Origin of the sequence: Mesorhizobium sp. LSHC420B00 (assembly GCF_000503055.1) — a bacterium.
Lineage (GTDB): Bacteria > Pseudomonadota > Alphaproteobacteria > Rhizobiales > Rhizobiaceae > Mesorhizobium.
This window is the reverse complement of the sequence record NZ_AYVY01000032.1, coordinates 41,168-57,332: the sequence shown is the minus strand read 5'-3', so window position 1 is coordinate 57,332 and position 16,165 is coordinate 41,168. Positions and strand designations below refer to the sequence as shown.

The following is a 16,165-nucleotide window of genomic DNA, read 5'->3' as shown; positions in this document are numbered from 1 at the left end:
TAGAGCGCCTGCCTGACCGACGATCTTCCTCCCCGGATGAAGCACTTGCCCTTCCACTGCCCCGACTGGCGATCGACCGGTGCGAGGCCGGCGAGGCTTGCGACCTGTTTGTTGGCAAGGGTTCCCAACTCCGGCATGTCGGCGATGATGGCGAAGGCTGTGACTTCGCCAAGGCCTGGGATNGGTGGTGATTTGCCTGAGCCGCTGCTCGGCCTGGCGCTTCAAAAGCGGGATGGTCAGGTTCTTCTGCCTGTTCTGGGCGGCGGTACGGTCCTTGACCAATGCGCGGCGCGCTGCGACGAGTTCGCAAAGCGTATCAAGGGTGTCGCTGCGGATTGGTCGGATTTGCGGCGTCATCAGTTCGCCGAAGCGGGCGAGCATGGCGGCGTCGATGCGATCGGTCTTGGACAGTCGGCCGGCGGCCTTCGCGAAAGCGCGCGTGTGCTGCGGGTTCATCTTGACCAGCGGCAGGCCCTTGGCACCCAACGTGCGCTCGAGCAGCCGGTGGTAGGCGCCCGTCGCTTCGTAGACAATGCGGTTGGGGGCAAGCGGAGCCAGCCAGCGCAGCAGCTCGCGCAGGCCGTTTGCGTCATTGGCGAATTGCCGCTCCGTCCCTTCCGGCAGGAGATGGACGTCGAGGCGATCTTTCGAGATGTCGATTCCGAGCGTTCGTGCTATGATTGCGGTCATCTTTTCCGTGTCCCGTGCTTGTCATCCGGGCCGTTATGCCCGGCTATCCGTTCAGGCCTCATGGAAAAGAGAGGGGCGATCATACTCTAGCTCGGTCCATCACGACCGACGGTTCATCGATCCCACCCCTCCCGNCCGCCTGCGGGTGGTGAAGGCCCGCAGGCGGCAACCCACTTTGGCCTCGAAACGACGGAAAATCATAAGACAAGCGGGATGCGTTCAAATTGACCGTGCATCCCGCTCTATCTATCTGTTTTAGTCGCATTTGTGCGACGCCGTGTGATTCCACTTGGCTGCGAAATGCTCGAGTCTTCCCGTCATCCCCCGTACGGGGGATGCGGATGCTCCGATTTGTCGAATAGGCTGATCCTTTGGTCCCAAACGGGCTTTGAGCCCAATTTGGAGGTCCAAAATGGAGGGTTGGCTATGGGAAATCTGTTCCGCAGTTTTGCTGCGATCCTGCTTGTCGCCGGTATGGGATTGTCGGCCGCACATCTGGGCGAGGCGCAGGCAGCCAAGAAAGTTGTCGCCGGCGCGAAGGTCGACGCCAAGAAGATCAAGGATCTCAACGGCACGGTCAATCTGTCCACCAGTGACTGCAAGCTGTTGTTGAGCGGCACCGTTGTCGAAGTCTCGGATGGCAGATGCGGGGCTTCCGGCAAATATTGCAAGAGCAGCGCCGGCTCGGCCTGCATCACCGAGCAATAACCCGGCCAACGTTTAGCCGGCCTGGCGGATCTCCGCCTGTTCCTCGGCCCGGAAATGGCTGGGCGGCGATCCGATTACCCGCTTGAAGGCGCGGCTGAAGGAGGCGTCGGATTCGTAGCCGAGGCGCGCCGCGACGACGGAAATCTTGAGCCGGTCGCGGACCAGCCATTGCCGCGCCTGGTGCATCCGTACCTGCGTGACGTACTTTGCCGGTGTTTCGCCGACAATGGTTGCGAAGCGCTCGGCGAAACCTGATCGCGAGGCGCCCATCATCTTCGCCAGAGCGTCCACCGTCCAGTCGCGGCTCGGTTCCAGATGGATCGCGGCCAGCACCCGGCCGATCTCGCGGTCCCTCACCGCCGCGATCCATCCGGAAGAGTCGCCGCAGCCGCGCTCGACCCATGAGCGGATGACGGTCGCGGCGAGCACATCGGCCAGCCGCGCCAGGATGCCGCCGGAGCCGACGCGCTCCATCGTCACCTCGCGGGCCATCGCCTCCAGCAAATGCGGGATACCTGGCTCATAGGCTTCCAACTCATGCGCGCGCATCACGTCCGGCATCATGCCGAGCAAGGGGTGCAAGCCATCGAGATTGAAATACATGCTGCCGAAAAACAGCAAGGTGCCCGGACGGCAGCCGGGCACGCCGTCGTTCGACATGCAATAGACACCCTTGCAGATCTCCTCGACCTCATAGCCGTGGATCGGCGCCGCCTCGATACCCGGCTCGCTCGCCAGCGTGTGGGCTGAACCGCGCGGCAACAACACCGCGTCGCCCGCCTTGAGCTCGACCCATTCGCCGGACGGCTGCAGCAACCAGCAGCCTTTGCGACCGATGAAATGAAACCGTGCCGCCGCCTGAGCCGGAAAATGGATGCCCCAGGGTTCCTTCATCTCGCAACGGCCGTAATCGACGCCTTCGAGGCGCAATCCGCGCAATATGTCTGTCAGCGGATCACCGGTGACAGGGATTTTGGACGAACGGTCAAGCATAATGGTGTTTCTAGCATGGAAACTCCGGACAGTCACTCCCTATGTTGCACTGCAGCCAGATGCTGCGCTGCAACCAGATCGGAGATCCCTCATGACCGAACCCGCGACAGGCGTCATGGACGCCGTTCTCGACCTGACGGAAACCGGCGAACGATCCGAGCCCGCATGGGGGGCGGTGGTCTCCTTGGCGCTCGGAGTCTTCGGCCTGGTGACCGCGGAATTTAGATCGGAAGAGCACACGTCTGANATCTCGGCATCACCGAAGGCGCCGCAGGGCAGGCGGTAACGGCCACCGCCGTCATTGGCGCGATTGCGGCGCCGACAATGGCCATTGTCACCAAGCGGCTGGACCGCAGGCTGGTCATGTGGGCGCTGACGGTGCTGCTTGTGCTGTCAAATCTGGTAGCCGCGTTTGCGTCGTCGCTTCCCGTTCTTCTGATCGCCCGTATCATGCTTGGCATTAGTCTCGGTGGCTTCTGGTCGATGTCAGCAGCCATGGCGATGCGGCTCGTTCCGATGCGGCTGATGCCGCGCGCCATGTCGATCATCCTCACCGGCGTTTCGGTGGCGACGGTCTGTGCGGCTCCGGTCGGCGCCTATGTCGGCGACATCTGGGGATGGCGGACGGCCTTCATGATCGCCGCCGTGGTCGGCGCGCTAGCGCTGCTCGTGCAGGTGGCTACCATTCCGAAGCTGCCGCCGGCAGGTACGGCAGGTTTTCGCACGCTGCTGGAGGTGATGAAGCGGCCGATGATCAGGGTGGCACTGCTGGTGGTGCTGCTGGTCGCCTCGGGACACTTTGCCGGCTTCACCTATGTCCGCCCGTTTCTCGAGAAGGTGCCCGCGCTGGACATCGAGACGATCTCGCTTGTGCTGCTCGCCTACGGCATTGGTGGCTTCTTCGGCAATTTTGCCGGCGGCTTCATGGCGGAACGCAGCCTCAAGGCAGCCGTCAGCCTGGCGCCTCTGCTGATCGCGTTTTCGGCGCTCCTGCTGCTGGTGGTCGGAGGCTCACCCGTCGTGGCTGCAATAGCGGTGGCCAGCTGGGGCTTTGCCTTCGGCGCCGTCCCAGTCGGGCTGCAGACCTGGCTGGTGCGAGCCGCCCCCGATCAGGCGGAAAGCGCCGGCGGGCTGATGGTCATGACGTTCCAGGTCGCCATCGCGTTGGGCGCCGTCTTCGGCGGCCTGCTGGTCGACAATACCGGCGTTGCCAGCGCCTTCGCCTATTGCGCGGCGGCGACGTTGCTTGCGGCATTGGCGGCGTTCTTCCTTGGCCCCAAGCCGATCGACGACCCCAATTCCTAAACGGAACGGCCGTCGAAGTCGAAGACCGGCACGGCGGCGACGTCCAACGCCTCGATGCAATGAATGTTGACATAGGCACTTCGCCCGCTCCCTTCGCCGACATCCTCGGCGAAGGGGTGAATGCCGCAGCTGCGGCAGAAGCGGTGGGCGATGACATGGTTGCCGAAGCTGTAGCGGCCGAGATCATCGCCCCAGGCAAGCACCCGCATGCTCTCATGCGGCACTGCCCATAGCAGTGCACCCTTGCGCGAGCAGATCGAGCAATTGCACCGTACGGCTCCGGTCAGCTCGCCTTCGACCTCGAACGCGACCTTGCCGCAGTGGCAGCTGCCTTCGTAGAGCATCGGGCCTTCCTCCTTCGGTTCGACAGGTGCAAACCTGACCGTGCCGGGCTATGTCTCCTGCGGCCAGTTTGTGGCTGCTACATTAAGACGTTGCAAGCGTGCGGAGTCCGACACCGAAAATGCAATCAGCCCGTGATCGCCTCGAAGCAATTGTTTCGCGTCTTGCTGCTCGCGTGGGCGATGAGAGCGTTTTCGCAAAGCTCTATCCTGAAGCAGCACGGGCGGCGGCCGACGCCGCCGATGCGCGGCGAAAAGCCGGCGTCACGCTCGGGCCGCTCGATGGGGCTATCGTCTCGATCAAGGATCTGTTCGATGTCGCCGGCGAGCCGACGACGGCGGGCTCGCTGCTGCTCGCCACGGCAGCGCCGGCGTTGCGGGATGCCATTGTCGTGGAACGGTTGCGCCAGGCCGGTGCGGTCATCCTCGGCAAGACCAACATGACCGAGTTCGCCTTCACCGCGATCGGCGTCAACCCACATTACGGCACGCCCGGCAATGCAAGTGATGCCCGCCGTATTCCGGGCGGCTCGTCCTCAGGCGCCGCGGTTTCGGTCGGCGAAGGCACCAGCGAAATCTCCATCGGTTCCGATACCGGCGGATCGGTGCGCATTCCGGCATCGTTGAATGGCGTCGTCGGTTTCAAGCCGACGGCGCGGCGCGTGCCGCTCGCGGGTGCGTTTCCGCTGTCGGCCACGCTGGACTCGATCGGTCCGCTGGCCCGCACCGTCGCCGAATGTGCGGCGGCCGACGCAGTGATGGCGGGCGAAAACCTGGCGGCACTGTTGCCGCTTCCGCTGGACGGCCTGCGCATCGGTATTCCGCGCGGCGTGCTGTTCGATGATACGGAGGAAGAGGTCGCGACGACGTTCGACCGGTGTCTTCGCAAGATGGAGCTTAGCGGCGCACGGCTTGTGGAGTTGTCGATCGACGACCTGCTTGTCGATCTGCGCGCGGCAACCAAACGCGCCTCGATCGCGGCAATGGAAGGGGCGGAGATCCATGCCGACTGGCTGGCGACGGGAGCGACGATGCCGGTCGACCCGCGGGTAAGCGGGCCATTGTCGCGCGCCGCCGCCATTCCGGCCCCGGTCTATATCAGAGCAATGCGCCGTCGCGCAGCACTTGCCGCCGCGATGGATGACCGGCTGGCGTCGGTCGACGTGCTGGCCCTGCCGACCACGCCGATGACTGCGCCGACGATCGTCTCGATGACCGGCGACGAGGCCCTGTGCGACAGGACGGAAGGCCTTCTGCTGCGCAACACGCAGGTCGCCAACCAGTTCGATCTTTCAGCCATCTCGCTGCCGATGCCGGGAATGTCGCATCCGGCCGGGCTGATGCTGGTGGCGCGCAATGGCCATGACCACCACCTGCTGCGGATCGCCGCTGCGGTCGAGGCACTGCTTGCAAATTGATCCGATAGCGCGTGTCAGCGCGACGAGCAGTGGCCGCGCTCGTTGTCCTTGGCGGTGCGCTCGATGCTGGTGGCAACCAGCCAAGGCAGGGTGTATCGCTTGCCGTTGAAGGTCCGGGTGCGGTTCTCGATCGAGCCGACAACAACGACCTTGCCGGCATAGAGCTTGTCCGAAAGATCGAGGCCCTTGTCTTGCTGCGGCAGGCGATCGATGTCGATCGAAACGCCTTTGACGAACTTGCCGGTGTCGAGGTCGAGCGCGCTGTTCGATGGACAGGGTGCCATCACGCAGCGCAAGCCGTTGTCGCAGAACACGTAGCTGCCCTGTCCGTTGGCCAAGGCATGCGCCGCCGCCATGCAGACACTGGCGGTCAGCAGGAATTTTGTGGTGTTTCCCATACCGGCAACGTCGCTGGCGAATTCGGGAAAATTGAGGCGTAGCCTTTGCTTAGAAATCGGCAGGGAACCGCCGCCGGTAGTGCTCGACCACTTCGGGATTGCGCAGATTAACCGGCAATCTGTTGGCCAGCACCAGCAAGGCTTCGCCAGCCGCGCCGACGCCCATGCGCATCATCGACTGTTCGGTGATCCCGGCCATGTGCGGGGTGACGATGACGTTGTCAAAGCCGAAGTAGGGATGGTTGGGCGGCAGCGGTTGTGTCGCAAAAACGTCAAGCGCGGCGCCGCCGATGCGGCCCTTCTGCAGGGCCTCGATCAGCGCGTCGTCGTCGATCACCGGCCCGCGCGAAACATTGATCAGCAGCGCATCCGGCTTCATCCGGTCGATACGTTCCCGGCTGATCAGCCCCCGCGTTTCGGGCGTCAGCGGGCAGCACAGAACGATGATGTCGCTCTGCTCGATGAGCGCATCGATCGACAAGAAGCCGACGCTGTCCGGCGCCGGCCGCATGCTGCGCGTCGTTGCCACCACATTCAGATCGAAACCATGGGCGGCGATGTGGCCGACCGCCTGGCCAATTGCGCCGAAGCCGACAATGCCGATCGTCTTGCCGGCAAGCTCATTGGCCATGACGGTGTGTTCGCGGCCGGCCAGCCAGCCCTTCGCCCGCAAGTCGCGGTCCAACACACGAAAGCGCCGAAGCAGCGCCAGTGCCGCGAACATCACATATTCGGCGACCGAGCGCGCGTTCACTCCCGGAACGTTCGCCACCAGCACGCCCGCCGCGTTGGCCGCTTCCATCGGTACCATGTCCAGCCCGGCGCCGTGGCGGATCGCGGCCCTGAGCCTGGTCGCGCCTTCGAAAAGCGCCGCAGGCAAAGGAGCGCGAACGATGATGACATCGGCGTCCCTTGCCTCGGCGGCCAGCGTGTGCGCGTCGAGGGCGGAAGCAACGACGAGTTCGCCGGCCCCTGTCAGCATGGAAGAGGCACGGGGGTGCAGTCTGTGTGTCGACAGGATCTTGGGCATTTCAGGCCTTTTCGAGCGCTGGGCTTTGCGGTTCCGCCTCACGCCCCTCGATCAGCCCCTTCCAATAGCTTTCGGCGCCTTGCAGATGAGCGCTCATCAGCGCCTGGGCGAGGTTGCCGTCGCGGCGCAGCAGCGCCTCGTAGATCTGGATGTGCTCGGCATGCGAGCGCACGCTGCGTTCGGGATCGTTGAAATAGATCGGCAGGCGCATCTCGCCCATCATGTAGTAGACGCTGCAGACATTGTGGAACACACTGTTCTTGGTCGCCCGCACGATCTCGAGGTGGAACTCGCGGTCTTCCCTGGCAAGGCCTTCGCCGGCCGCTATGCGATCCTCTGAGGCCTTCAGGATCTCGCGCAGCCGCTCGAAATTCTCCTCGGTGGCGCGGGAACAGGCAAGTTCGGCGGCCTTGATCTCGTGGATCTTCCGCAACTCGACCGTGTCGTAGATCTGGACAGGATCGAGCGGCAGGCCGGCGCGGGCGAACAGCGCCATAGCCTCGACGCTCGCCTGCTTTGTATCGATGTAGATGCCGGACTTCGCCCGTCGTTCGACGATGCGCATGGCCTCGAGAATGGCCAGCGCCTCGCGGATCTGACCGCGGCTGACGCTGAAATGCTCTGCCAGTTCGCGCTCCGACGGCGTGCGGCCCGTCTCCTTGTCCGAATGGGAGAACAGGTAGGCGGCGAGTTCCGCGAGAAGGTTCTTTTCTTTCATGTCAGCCGTGTTGCGCGTGCGCCTCCAGGAACCGCTCCGAAATAGTGAATCCCAGCCCGGGTCTATCAGGGATCGCTACCATACCGTCCTTTGCTTCGACAGTCTCTTCGATCAGATCGTGGATCATCGGGTTGGCGCCGAGTGAATATTCGACGGTGAAGCTCGCCGGCGAAGCGGCGCAGACATGCAGCCCGGCAAAAAAGCAGGGCGCACCCGCCCAAAGATGCGGCGCAAAGCGCAGATTGAAGGCGCTGGCGATGGTTCCGATCTTCATCGCCTCGCTGATGCCGCCGCAAAAGGCCGGATCCGGCTGGAAGATATCGGCGGATTTGAGCACAGCGAGGTCGCGGAAGGCATAGCGGGTCGCCTCGCTTTCGCCGGTGGCGATCGGGATCGAGCCGCAGGCGCGCACCTCGGCCATGCCGGGCTTGTCGTCGGCGATCACCGGCTCCTCGAACCAGGCGAGATCGAGGTCGCCGGCGAGATGGATGAAGCGCTTGGCTTCGGCCACCGTGTAGGTGCCGTGCGCGTCGACCATCAGGTCGATATCGGGACCGAGCGCCTGTCTTGCGGCGCGGACGCGGGCGGCGGAGACGTGCGGGGCGCCGTCCATGGCGCCGACGCGCATCTTCAGCGCCTTGAAGCCGCCCTTGGCGATGTAGGACTGCAGCTGGTCGCCGATGGCTTCCGCAGTTGCCCAGCCGCCGGAAGCATAGGCCGGCATGCGGTCCAGCTTGCGGCCGCCGAGCAGCCGCCAGACCGGAACGCCGAGCGATTTGCCGAGAATGTCCCACAATGCGATGTCGACGGCGCTGATAGCGGCGATGCTCATGCCGCGTCGTGCCAATTGCGGCATGGCGTGGCCGGCGCGGGCGGCGCTGTCGTGACGCGCGCCATTGTAGAGCATCTCCCAGATGACGCCGATGTCGGCCGGGTCGAGGCCGACCAGCTGCGGCCCGACCTCATGGTTCAGCAAATGGACAAGGGCGCCGTAGCTGCCGGCGCTGCCGGCGGCGTTCTTGCCTTCGCCCCAGCCGACAAGCCCGTCGTCGGTTTCGATGCGCAGGATGGCGGCGTCGAACGTCGCCACCTGACCGAAGTCGCTGCGGTGCTGCTTCGCGGCTTCGATCGGTATGCGAACCCACCAGGCTTGGACCGTCTTGATGCGCATGTTCATCCTCGGCCCGGCCGCGGTGAGGCGGAAGGGCTCTTTCCAAACGGCTTGGCTACTTGATCAGCGGCAGCAGCGTTTCCGCATTGATGCGCATCTGGTCAGTGTAGAATTTTTCCGTGAGCACGCTGGAGCCGTGGTCCTGAATGAATTTCAGCTGCTCTGGCGAGATGTCGACCGGATTGCGTTCGACCATGTCGGGATAGGGGGCTGCCGGCGTGCGGTCGACTGGGGCGACGAATTCATTGGTCAGCGCGCCGTCATAGCCGATCTCCTTCAGCGTGCCGACAATCTTCGGCCAGTCGATCTGCCCGAGGCCGGCAGCGAAGCGGTTGTTGTCGGCGACATGGAAGTCGTACAGGCGCTTGCCGACCTGCCGGATGGCGTCATAGACGTTAAATTCTTCCATGTGGATGTGGTAGGCGTCGAGGCAGACGCCGCATTCGGGGCTGACCGCATCGGCAAGGGCCAGTGCCTGGGCGCCGCGGTTGAACAGGTAGGTTTCGAAGCGGTTGAGCGGCTCGACCGCGATCTTGACGCCGACCTTCTTGGCGTGGGTGAAGCATTCCCGGGTGGCGTCGACCACCCATTTCCATTCCTCTTCCTCGGTGCCGTCCGGCACGACCTTGCCGACGGTGGCGGGAACCAGCGTGATGATCTCGCCGTCGAGCTCGCTGACCATGGTCAGCACGTCCTTGACATATTGCACCGAGCGCTCGCGCTGGCCCTGGTCCTTGGCGGCGAGATTGCGCTCGCCCAGCATCAGCGTCACCGCTCCCCAGCAACGGATGCCGTACTCGTTCAGCAGCGCGCGTGTTTCCTTGGTCTTGTACTGTTCGGGTTCGCCGGAAATCTCGATCGACTCATAGCCGAATTTCTTGATGCGCTTGAGCGTCGTTTCCAGCGGCTCCGCCCGCATCCAATTGTGCGTCGAAAGATGCATGGTCTATCCTTCCCAGAATCGCCTGTACCAGTTCGCCTGCGACGCACTCTGCCGAAGTGCGCTGCATGATTCCTCCCCAAGGCCTCCCAGCATTTTTTGGCAAACTGGTTCGACCAATTGGGCTTGATGGGAGGTCTACAGTAATTTCATCTGGACGGCAAGAAGTGCTACCATCAAGCGCCGTCTCTTGCTTACAGCATTGATTACGTTGAATTATGTTGGGCAGCTCGGCATGGTTGCAGGACTGCGGCCGCGCGTCAAATGGCTTGACCAGATTTCCGCATTTGGTAATACCAGAATAGCGGCGCCGAGCGCGCTGTGCAAAGAGACCAAAGAGGCTGGCCCTGTTTTCAATCGGCGCTATGCTTGGTCGCGAAACATAGGGAGATGCCGATGCCGACGACGATGAAGGGGCCTGGTCTGTTCCTGGCGCAGTTTGCGGGCGACGCCGCTCCGTTCAACTCGCTGGCCTCGATCACCAAATGGGCGGCCGGTCTGGGCTACAAGGGCGTGCAGATCCCGACATGGGACGCCCGGCTGTTCGATCTCGAGAAGGCAGCGTCGTCGAAGGCCTATTGCGACGAGGTGAAGGGCATCTGCGCCGATGCCGGCGTCGAGATCACTGAACTGTCGACGCATCTGCAGGGTCAGCTGGTGGCGGTGCATCCGGCCTACGACGCACAATTCGACGGCTTCGCTCCACCTGCGGTGCACAACAATCCAAAAGCCAGGCAGCAATGGGCGGTCGAGCAGATGAAGTTCGGCGCCAAGGCGTCGAAGAATCTCGGGCTCAAGGCGTCGGTGTCGTTTTGCGGGGCGTTGGCCTTCCCTTACCTCTACCCGTGGCCGCAGCGGCCGGCGGGATTGATCGAGGAAGCATTTGCCGAACTCGGCAAGCGCTGGAAGCCGATCCTCGACGTCTATGACGAGAACGGCGTCGATGTCGGCTACGAAATCCATCCGGGCGAGGACGTGTTCGACGGCGCGACATTCGAGATGTTCCTCGATGCGGTCGGCGGCCACAAGCGCTGCAACATCAACTACGACCCGTCGCACTTCCTGCTGCAGCAGCTCGATTATCTCGAATTCATCGACATCTACCACGAGCGGATCAAGGCGTTCCACGTCAAGGATGCCGAGTTCAATCCGACCGGGCGGCAAGGCGTCTATTCGGGCTACCAGAGCTGGACCAACCGTGCCGGGCGGTTCCGCTCGCTCGGCGACGGACAGGTGGATTTCGGCGGCATCTTCTCCAAGCTTACCCAATACAACTATGATTCATGGGCGGTGCTGGAATGGGAATGCTGCCTGAAGCACCCGGAGGATGGTGCTGCCGAGGGCGCTCCCTTCATCCAGCATCATATCATCAGGGTTACGGAAAAGGCATTCGACGATTTCGCCGGCGGCACGACCGACAAAAAGGTGCTGCGCGGGATGATGGGGATCTAACACAGCTTTCCCTCCCCCTTGAGGGGAGGGTCGATCCGCGCAGCGGATCGGGGTGGGGTCGCTGGGTTGAGCTCGGCATTGACCGACCCTCCCGGCCCTTCGGGCCACCCTCCCTCAAGGGGGAGGGGTATCTCAGACAACGAGGGAGAAAATCATGGTCGGCGCATCGAAGGCGGAAACCGGGGGCGGTCCGATCCGCTACGGCATGGTTGGCGGCGGACAAGGCGCCTTTATCGGCGCGGTGCACCGCATCGCGGCGCGCATGGACAACGAGTTCGTGCTGGTCGCCGGCGCGCTGTCATCGAATCCGGAGCGCGCCAAGGCCTCGGCGGCCGAGCTTGGGCTCGATCCGGCACGCAGCTACGGCTCCTATGCCGAGATGGCCAAGGCGGAGGCCAAGCGGCCGGACGGCATCGAGGTGGTCGCCATCGTCACGCCGAACAATGTGCACGTGCCGGCTGCCAAGGCTTTTCTCGAGGCCGGCATCCACGTCATCTGCGACAAGCCGCTGGCGACGACGCTGGCCGAGGCAAAGAAGCTGGCGGCGCTGGTCGAAAAGACCGGCAAAGTGTTCGTGCTGACGCATAACTACACCGCCTATCCGATGGTGCGGCAGGCACGCGAGATGGTGGCCAAGGGGCAGCTCGGCGATATCCGCATCGTGCAGTCGGAATATCCGCAGGACTGGCTGACCGAGGACCTGGCCGCCACCGGCCAGAAGCAGGCTGCGTGGCGCTCAGACCCCAAGCAGGCGGGTGCGGGCGGTGCGCTGGGTGATATCGGCACCCATGCCTACAACCTTGCCCGTTTCGTCTCCGGGCTGGAGCTCGATTCGTTGTCGGCCGATCTCGATGCCTTCGTGCCGGGGAGGCTGCTCGACGACAACATCAATGTGCTGCTGCGCTTCAAGCCGGTCGGCGGGTCGCACCCGGCCAAGGGCATGGTCTGGGCCAGCCAGGTGGCGCCCGGCCACGAGAACGGGCTGAAATTGCGTATCTACGGCTCGAAGGGCGGGCTCGAATGGGTGCAGGCCGACCCGAACTATCTCTGGTACACGCCGTTCGGCGAGCCGAAGCAGTTGATTACCCGAAATGGCGCCGGCGCGCTCCCCGTCGCGGGGCGCGTCAGCCGCGTCCCGCCAGGGCATCCGGAAGGCTATCTCGAAGGTTTCGCCAACATCTACCAGGAAGCCGCGCGGGCTATTCGTGCGGCGCGCCGGACGGGCGGCAAGCCGGCTAAGGATGTCGTCTTCCCAACCGTGCAAGACGGCGTCGAAGGCATGGCCTTCATCGAAGCCTGCGTGAAGTCGTCGAAGAAGAACGGGGCGTGGACGAAACTCTAATCGCTGCGCCCGGTTAAGGGTGTCCCCCCTCACTCGGATTGCCAGCCGAATTGCAAGGGCAATTCGGGGCAATCCGACTTCTCCCCCAGGGGAGAGGAGATCGCCAGCGCTGCGTCTGACTCTTCTCCCCAGCGGGGAGAAGGTGGCCGCGAAGCGGCCGGATGAGGGGCTTATAGCGAAGTCGGCGGAGGAGCCAGCCGGCCGTCAAAGGGGAGGGGCGTCGATGAAGATCGGCATGTGCATGCTGTTGTGGACGACGGCCGTGTCGAAAAAACACGAGCCGCTGTTGAGAGACATCAAGACGACCGGCTTCGACGGCGTCGAAATACCGGTCTTCTCCGGCGCGCCGGACGGCTACAAGAAGCTCGGTGATCTGCTCGACCGAATCGGGCTGCAACGCACCGCCGTCTCGGCCATGGGCGATCCGGCGATGAACCTGATCTCGCCGGATGCCTCGACGCGCAAGGCCGGTATCGACTACATGAAATGGGCGATCGACTGCGCGCAGGCGCTTGGCGCAGACACGTTGAGCGGCCCGTTGCATTCGACGCTCGGGGCCTTCTCGGGCAGCGGGCCGACGGCGGCCGAGAAAAAACGTTCGATCGCTTCGCAACGCGCTATTGGCGACCATGCCGGCAACAAGAGCGTCACCATCGGGCTGGAGGCGCTCAACCGCTTCGAATGCTATCTGCTCAACACGATGGACGATTTGTCGGAGCATATCGACGCGATCGACCGGCCGCACATCAAGGCGATGTACGACACCTTCCATGCCAACATCGAAGAAGCCGACCCGATCGGCGCCTATACACGCAACCGCAAGAACGTCGTCCATATCCACATTTCGGAGAACGACCGCGGCGTGCCGGGCCGTGGCCATATTCCCTGGGAGGAGACTTTCTCCGCCATCCGTAAGAGCGGCTACGACGATTGGCTGACGATCGAGGCGTTCGGCCGCTCGCTGAAGGATCTGGCCGCGGCCACCAAGGTGTGGCGCGACTTTTCCGAAGGCCCGGAAGCTGTTTACCGCGACGGCTACAGGCACATCAGGAGCGGCTGGAAGAAGGCGGCGTAAAGCCCCTCCCTTCGTCATCCACGGGCGGAGCGGGAGCGAAGCGGACGCGGAGACCCGAGGATCCATGCCGCGACCTTTGAGTCCGACGACGGCGGGTTGTCTTGCGGCCATTCTGAGCCGCTGCGTTTCATGGCCAACGTCACGGCATGGATCCTAGGGTCTACGCCGCGTCGCTTCGCTCCTTGCTCCGCCCTAGGATGACGAGGCGCGGTTAGCAACTGCCGATCACGACGTCAGGTTCATTACCCCTGCTCGGCCTGGATCCTGTTGTAGTCGTGGATCGTCCTGCTCAGGCGGCGGCGCAGGAAATTGGAAATGTTGTCGAAGATGAAAACGACGAGCAGGACCAAGAGCACCATGTAGAAGACGTTGGCCCAGTTGGAGTTGGTGCGCATCGCCTCCCAGAGCTTCAGGCCGATGCCACCGGCACCGACGGCGCCGATGATCGTTGCGCCCCTGGTGTTGGATTCCCACTGGTAGAGCGTCTGGCTGATGAAGACCGGAATCACTTCCGGCAGCACGCCATAGCGCTGCACCAGCAAGCCGTTGGCGCCGGTCGACTGGATGCCCTCGCGCGGCTTGTCGTCGATGTTCTCGAGGCCTTCCGAATAGACTTTGCCGAGCGTGCCGATCTCGGTGAAGAAGATCGCGGCGCTGCCGGCAAGCGGGCCCGGGCCGAAGGCGCGGGTGAAGAACAGCGCCCAGATCAGCATGTCGACCGAACGCATGAAATCGAAGAAGCGCTTGAGCACCTGACTGATCACGCCGCTCGGGGTGATGTTGCGGGCGGCAAAGAAGGCGAGCGGGAAGGCGACGATGCCGCCGAGCAAGGTGCCGAGAAATGCCATGACGATGGTCTGGAACAGCTTCGTCCAGACATCGCCATGCTGCCACTGGGCGTTGTACCAGATGTTGTCGGCGGCCAGCGTGATGTTAGATGTGCCCGGCTTGAGCTGGGGTCCGGACATCAGCAACGAGACCACCTCGCCGGGCGACTTGCCGAAGAAGGGCGAGCGTGTGTCGAAGACGAAATTCGCCCAGCCGAGGAAGCGCTTGCGGACCTTGACGCGATCGACGGTTATGCGGACCTCGCCGGCAAAGCCCATCCTGGCGACGATTTCGTCGTCGTGTGCGGTGATCCAGTCCGGCACCAGGCCGGATATCACCGGCTTGCCGCTGGCCAAGGACACCGGCACCGTCTGGCCATTGGCGACCAGCATCGCCTCGGTCTTGTCGAAGGTAACCGATTTGGCCCGGCCGTCGATCAGAATGGTGTAGGAGCCGTTCGCACTGGTGATGACCCAGTCGGGATGAGGATCTTCGCCGAGCGCGGAAAAACGCGGGTATTTGGGCGTGATCTGAGGCTGATCGAGACGGAATTCCGGCTGCAGATCGTAGCTGATCCATTGCGTCAGAAAGAGCGGCAGGCGCTCCCAGTGGGATTCCCTCAGAACTTGCGGCAGGCTGAAGAACCACAAGGTGTAGACGAGGTAGAGCAGGATGCCGGCGAACAGGACCAGCGGGCCGAAGCGTTTGTACAGGGGCCGCCGGAACACATGGGGGAAGCGCTCCTCGATCGACTGCATCTCATCGGCGGTCATTGCGGCCATGCTCAGGCGCCCATCATGAAAGCCTGCTCGCCGACGAGCTTGCGGCGAAGCCAGGCAGAGAACTGATCGACGAGGAAGATGGTGGTGAACAACAGCAGCACCAGAGCCAGCGTCTTGGCGCCGAAGCCGCGCGAGATGGAGAGCTTCAGCTCCTCGCCGATGCCACCACCCCCGACCGCGCCGATGATGGTCGAGATGCGGACATTGATCTCGATCCTGAGCAGCGTGTAGGACGTGAAATTGGGCAGCACCTGCGGCAGGGCAGCGAAGCGCATGCGCTCGAACCAGTTGGCGCCGACGGCGCGCAGGCCTTCTTCGGCGCGCATGTCGATGTTTTCGTTGATCTCGTAGAAGAGCTTGCCGAGGGCGCCGATCGAATGCAGGCCGATGGCGATGATGGCTGCGACCGGGCCGGTCGAGAGGATGGCTGCGAACAGGCCGGCAATGACGATCTCCGGGAAGGCGCGAAGCAGTTCCATGAAGCGCTTGACGACGAGCCTGAGCACCGGACTGGGCGTCAAGTTGCGCGCCGCGATGAAGGAGAAGGGCACCGCAAAGACGAAGCCGATGAAAGTGGAAACCAGCGCCACGTTGAGCGTGGTGAGCATCAGCTCGAAATATTCGGGTAGATAAAAGCCGCGCCAGAGATAGACGCGGCCAAGCGGGAAGTTGAACTCCTGGCTGCCTTTGTCGTGCGGCGATGCGATGTCGAACAGCGCGCGCCAGACGTCATTCCAGTCCTTGGGAACAAGCCAGCTAAGGAAATCCAGTATGTGCGGCAGCCGATCGAAGAAATGTCCGGCATTGGCCTCGTCGGCGAACCACATGGCTGTGCACATGGCAACAAGCAGCAAGCCGATGCCGAGCGCGGTGTAGAACCGGCGCAAGGACGTCTGGCGTCGCCAGGTGTCGGCCGTCCGCCGGGTCGCGTCTGAACGGATCGTGGCTGAGATGGTCATGATCGGCATGCAAAA

At 63.3% G+C, this 16,165-nt stretch carries 15 protein-coding genes and 1 pseudogene; 6 read left to right on the top strand and 10 right to left on the bottom strand.

Features of this window, described 5'->3' with window-relative positions:
• Positions 1–690, bottom strand: a 690-nt coding sequence (locus X760_RS68310) for an IS110 family transposase (RefSeq protein WP_023721993.1), incomplete at its 3' end; no start/stop codon positions are given.
• A gap of 426 nt (positions 691–1,116) precedes the next feature.
• On the opposite strand from X760_RS68310, the gene X760_RS68305 reads away from it, so the two are divergent.
• Positions 1,117–1,398, top strand: a complete 282-nt coding sequence (locus tag X760_RS68305) for a hypothetical protein (protein WP_023721992.1) — start codon at positions 1,117–1,119, stop codon at positions 1,396–1,398.
• Positions 1,399–1,410: 12 nt separating this feature from the next.
• Here X760_RS68305 and X760_RS68300 read toward each other — a convergent pair whose 3' ends face one another.
• Complete coding sequence (locus X760_RS68300) at positions 1,411–2,391, bottom strand: AraC family transcriptional regulator (RefSeq protein WP_023721991.1); 981 nt, start codon at positions 2,389–2,391, stop codon at positions 1,411–1,413.
• A gap of 91 nt (positions 2,392–2,482) precedes the next feature.
• Between X760_RS68300 and X760_RS68295 the strand changes: the two are divergent.
• A pseudogene (locus tag X760_RS68295) lies at positions 2,483–3,696 on the top strand (MFS transporter).
• Here X760_RS68295 and X760_RS68290 read toward each other — a convergent pair.
• Positions 3,693–4,040, bottom strand: a complete 348-nt coding sequence (locus X760_RS68290; protein ID WP_023721988.1) for a GFA family protein — start codon at positions 4,038–4,040, stop codon at positions 3,693–3,695. The pseudogene X760_RS68295 and the gene X760_RS68290 sit on opposite strands and share 4 nt — an antisense overlap.
• Before the next feature lie 119 nt (positions 4,041–4,159).
• Here X760_RS68290 and X760_RS68285 point away from each other — a divergent pair, with 119 nt between their 5' ends.
• Entirely contained in the window at positions 4,160–5,455 is a 1,296-nt protein-coding gene (locus X760_RS68285; RefSeq protein ID WP_031194937.1) for an amidase, read from the top strand.
• 14 nt (positions 5,456–5,469) lie between these two features.
• Here X760_RS68285 and X760_RS68280 read toward each other — a convergent pair whose 3' ends face one another.
• Genes X760_RS68280 through X760_RS68260 form a run of 5 tightly spaced genes read right to left on the bottom strand, consistent with a single transcriptional unit; the run spans position 5,470 to position 9,715 of the window.
• A complete protein-coding gene (locus X760_RS68280) occupies positions 5,470–5,853 on the bottom strand; it encodes a hypothetical protein (RefSeq protein WP_023721986.1) in 384 nt (127 codons plus the stop codon).
• A gap of 49 nt (positions 5,854–5,902) precedes the next feature.
• A complete protein-coding gene (locus tag X760_RS68275; RefSeq protein WP_031194935.1) occupies positions 5,903–6,883 on the bottom strand; it encodes a hydroxyacid dehydrogenase in 981 nt (326 codons plus the stop codon).
• Between the two features lies 1 nt (position 6,884).
• On the bottom strand, positions 6,885–7,601 hold the full coding sequence (locus tag X760_RS68270) for a FadR/GntR family transcriptional regulator (RefSeq protein ID WP_023721984.1): 717 nt from the start codon (positions 7,599–7,601) through the stop codon (positions 6,885–6,887).
• Between the two features lies 1 nt (position 7,602).
• Positions 7,603–8,772 carry a mandelate racemase/muconate lactonizing enzyme family protein gene (locus X760_RS68265; protein ID WP_031194933.1) on the bottom strand — a complete coding sequence of 390 codons (1,170 nt, stop codon included), beginning with the start codon at positions 8,770–8,772 and terminating at the stop codon, positions 7,603–7,605.
• A gap of 55 nt (positions 8,773–8,827) precedes the next feature.
• Entirely contained in the window at positions 8,828–9,715 is an 888-nt protein-coding gene (locus X760_RS68260) for a sugar phosphate isomerase/epimerase (protein ID WP_023721982.1), read from the bottom strand.
• A gap of 393 nt (positions 9,716–10,108) precedes the next feature.
• Here X760_RS68260 and X760_RS68255 point away from each other — a divergent pair, with 393 nt between their 5' ends.
• The 3 genes from X760_RS68255 to X760_RS68245 all read left to right on the top strand — a co-directional run bounded on the left by X760_RS68255 (position 10,109) and on the right by X760_RS68245 (position 13,581).
• Complete coding sequence (locus X760_RS68255; RefSeq protein ID WP_031194931.1) at positions 10,109–11,164, top strand: sugar phosphate isomerase/epimerase; 1,056 nt, start codon at positions 10,109–10,111, stop codon at positions 11,162–11,164.
• 154 nt (positions 11,165–11,318) lie between these two features.
• A complete protein-coding gene (locus X760_RS68250) occupies positions 11,319–12,506 on the top strand; it encodes a Gfo/Idh/MocA family oxidoreductase (RefSeq protein ID WP_023721980.1) in 1,188 nt (395 codons plus the stop codon).
• A 223-nt stretch (positions 12,507–12,729) separates the two neighbouring features.
• On the top strand, positions 12,730–13,581 hold the full coding sequence (locus tag X760_RS68245) for a sugar phosphate isomerase/epimerase (RefSeq protein WP_023721979.1): 852 nt from the start codon (positions 12,730–12,732) through the stop codon (positions 13,579–13,581).
• Between the two features lie 242 nt (positions 13,582–13,823).
• On the opposite strand, the gene phnE (X760_RS68240) is transcribed toward X760_RS68245, so the two are convergent.
• Both phnE (X760_RS68240) and phnE (X760_RS68235) read right to left on the bottom strand, forming a co-directional pair.
• On the bottom strand, positions 13,824–15,191 hold the full coding sequence (gene phnE, locus X760_RS68240) for a phosphonate ABC transporter, permease protein PhnE (protein WP_023721978.1): 1,368 nt from the start codon (positions 15,189–15,191) through the stop codon (positions 13,824–13,826).
• 2 nt (positions 15,192–15,193) lie between these two features.
• A complete protein-coding gene (phnE, locus tag X760_RS68235; RefSeq protein ID WP_031194926.1) occupies positions 15,194–16,150 on the bottom strand; it encodes a phosphonate ABC transporter, permease protein PhnE in 957 nt (318 codons plus the stop codon).
• Between the last annotated feature and the right edge of the window lie 15 nt (positions 16,151–16,165).